The organism is Rhodoferax sp. UBA5149 (assembly GCF_002413825.1).
In the GTDB taxonomy this organism is placed as follows: domain Bacteria; phylum Pseudomonadota; class Gammaproteobacteria; order Burkholderiales; family Burkholderiaceae_C; genus Rhodoferax.
Genome location: NZ_DHXT01000134.1, coordinates 1 through 2,836 on the forward strand (window position 1 = coordinate 1; position 2,836 = coordinate 2,836).

The window sequence follows — 2,836 nt, forward strand, 5'->3', positions numbered from 1 at the left end:
CTCACACCTCATTGGACAAGGCTGTGATTTGGACCTTCAGCCGAATTGAGTTAACCTCCCATCCTTTGACTCGCAAATGAGATTCGAGCGCTGGCAAAATTTGGCGAATTTTTGCTGCCGCCGCGTTGTTGTCCAGAATCAGGCACCAAACCGGGCCTTCTATGGGCCCCGCTTTGACGGCGGGACGCAGTGACCCGGGAATGAGCGACTCGATGGCCTTGAGTCGCGCGACAGAATCACGGGTGAGCTCTGTCAGTCTGGCCAGCGTTGGCGAATCCTGACTGGCCTGGAGCAGCGTGACTGAATGTTTGCGGCGGGTCATGAGTGCGTTGAAGAGGGAATATCCGAATGCAATTGATTATCACTGATGCCTGGCTCGCGAAAACACGAGCGATTCATCTCAGTGGCACCAAGCTGGTTCTCGCGGCATTGCTGGCCTCATTGACTTTGATGCTGGTGGCCGCTGGTTTGTACCACTGGGTGTTCCTGAAGGGCGCCAGAGAAGGTTGGCCCGTGGTGGGCACGCTGCTCAGGCTGGTCGTCAAGGACGAGTTCGAGCAGCGTGACCGCTTTATGCGCGAGAACTTGGACGTGTTGGCCCGCAAGTTGGGTGAAATGCAGGCAAAAATGACGCAGCTTGAATCCTTGGGTGAGCGCGTTTCGGGCTTGGCCGGCGTCAATCCGAACGAGATCAGGATGAAGCCTGGTCAAGGCGGCGCGCTGATATCGGGTCATCCTTTGTCGATGGAAGAATTGCAAGCGACGCTGGCAGACCTCGATCATCTGACCGATCAACGTACCGACTTGATGACCGTCATGGAGTCGCGCCTGTTTGATCAAAAAATTCGGAGCTTGATGGTGCCCACGCAGCAACCCGTGTCGGCGGGTAACCTGGGCTCTCTGTTTGGCTGGCGAATCGATCCTTTTACGGGACGCTCGGCGCTTCACACCGGATTGGACTTTCAGGCGAACTATGGAACCCCCATATTGGCCGCCGCTGGCGGTGTCGTTGTGACACAGGAGTTTCATCCGGAATATGGGAACATGATCGAAATCGATCACGGCAATGACCTGATTACACGCTACGCGCACGCGTCGAAAACACTGGTCAAGAAAGGGGATCTGATCAAGCGCGGGCAAAAAATAGCCGAGGTCGGAACCACCGGGCGTTCCACCGGCGCGCATTTGCACTTTGAGGTGTTGGTTCAGGGCATTCCGCAAGATCCACAGAAGTTTTTGGCGGCAGGCCGCAACCTGTCGTCGCATCCGTTGGCCAAGCTGCTTACCCCGACCCATGCCCTTCAGACCGCCCAGACGGGTCCCTTTGAAAGACGCTTGCCCGGGCAAAGGTAAAATCAGGCGCTCGGGTTTTCTCGGCGCTACGTTTTCCGTTTCAACGGTTGCATTTCGCTGTAACAACCCCATTTCATCCAGATTAGAAAAAGGATTGCGCTGCTCTGTTGGTCCACGTGGGCTGGCGGGTCCGTCTTGCATTCATGGCCACCAATATTCTCACCAAAATTTTCGGCAGTCGCAATGACCGCCTGCTCAAACAATACCGCACCGGTGTGGTTCGCATCAATGCGATGGAAGCCGAGCTGGAGACGCTGTCCGATGACGCGTTACGCGGCAAGACACAGGAGTTCAAGGATCGTATCGCTGGCGGCGAACCCTTGGACGCGCTGTTGCCGGAGGCCTTCGCCGTGGTGCGCGAGGGCTCCAAGCGCGTCATGAAAATGCGCCATTTCGACGTGCAGTTGCTGGGCGGCATGTCGCTGCACAACGGCAAGATTTCTGAAATGGGAACAGGTGAGGGCAAAACGCTGACGGCGACGTTGCCGGTATACCTCAATGCATTGACGGGCAAGGGTGTCCACGTGGTGACGGTGAATGACTATCTGGCCAATCGGGATGCGCGGTGGATGGGCAAGCTCTACAATTTCTTGGGCTTGACGGTCGGCATCAATTTGCCGAATATGGCGCGCGAGGAAAAGCAGGCGGCTTACCGTGCCGACATCACTTACGGCACCAATAACGAGTATGGTTTTGATTACCTGCGTGACAACATGGTCTATGAGTCAGCGGACCGTGTTCAGCGTGGCCTGAATTACGCCATCGTCGATGAAGTGGATTCCATCCTGATCGACGAAGCACGCACGCCGCTCATCATCAGCGGTCAGGCGGAAGACCACACTGACCTTTACATTGCAATCAACAGAGTGGTTCCCTTGCTGCACCTGCAGGAAGGCGAGGAAGACCCGCGTACCGGCGAAGGGATCATCAAGCCAGGTGACTTTACGTTGGATGAAAAAAGTCGTCAGGTGTTTCTGACTGAACAGGGTCATGAGAGCGCCGAGCGTATTCTTTTCGACCTTGGTCTGATTCCGGAAGGCGCCACGCTTTACGACCCGGCCAACATCACGCTGATGCATCACCTGTATGCGGCTTTGCGCGCCAACCATCTCTATCACCGCGACCAGCACTATGTGGTGCAGGAAGGCGAGATCGTGATCGTGGATGAGTTCACCGGTCGCCTGATGTCGGGCCGCCGCTGGAGCGAAGGTCTACATCAGGCCGTGGAAGCCAAAGAGGGCGTGAGCATCCAGCCTGAAAATCAGACGATGGCGTCGATTACCTTCCAGAACTATTTCCGTCTTTACGGCAAGCTGGCGGGCATGACCGGTACGGCGGACACCGAAGCCTATGAGTTCCAGGAAATTTACGGACTGGAAACCGTGGTGATGCCACCCAACCGCCCCAGCAAGCGTGAAGACCAGCTGGATCGGGTCTACAAGACAACGCGGGAAAAATACGAAGCGGCGATCAAGGATATCCG

The 2,836-nt window shown here is 56.3% G+C and carries 3 protein-coding genes; 2 read left to right on the plus strand and 1 reads right to left on the minus strand.

The genetic code is table 11. The features are described 5' to 3' along the window. Position 1: 1 nt before the first annotated feature. On the minus strand, positions 2 to 322 hold the full coding sequence (locus B3V69_RS11690; RefSeq protein ID WP_296446721.1) for a hypothetical protein: 321 nt from the start codon (positions 320 to 322) through the stop codon (positions 2 to 4). A 26-nt stretch (positions 323 to 348) separates the two neighbouring features. Between B3V69_RS11690 and B3V69_RS11695 the strand changes: the two genes are divergently transcribed. After that, the gene (locus B3V69_RS11695; RefSeq protein ID WP_296446723.1) at positions 349 to 1,353 is read left to right on the plus strand and encodes a M23 family metallopeptidase; all 1,005 of its coding nucleotides are present in this window, start codon (positions 349 to 351) and stop codon (positions 1,351 to 1,353) included. A 143-nt stretch (positions 1,354 to 1,496) separates the two neighbouring features. Continuing rightward, the coding region (locus B3V69_RS11700; RefSeq protein WP_349679210.1) for a DEAD/DEAH box helicase at positions 1,497 to 2,836 on the plus strand (1,340 nt) is incomplete at its 3' end.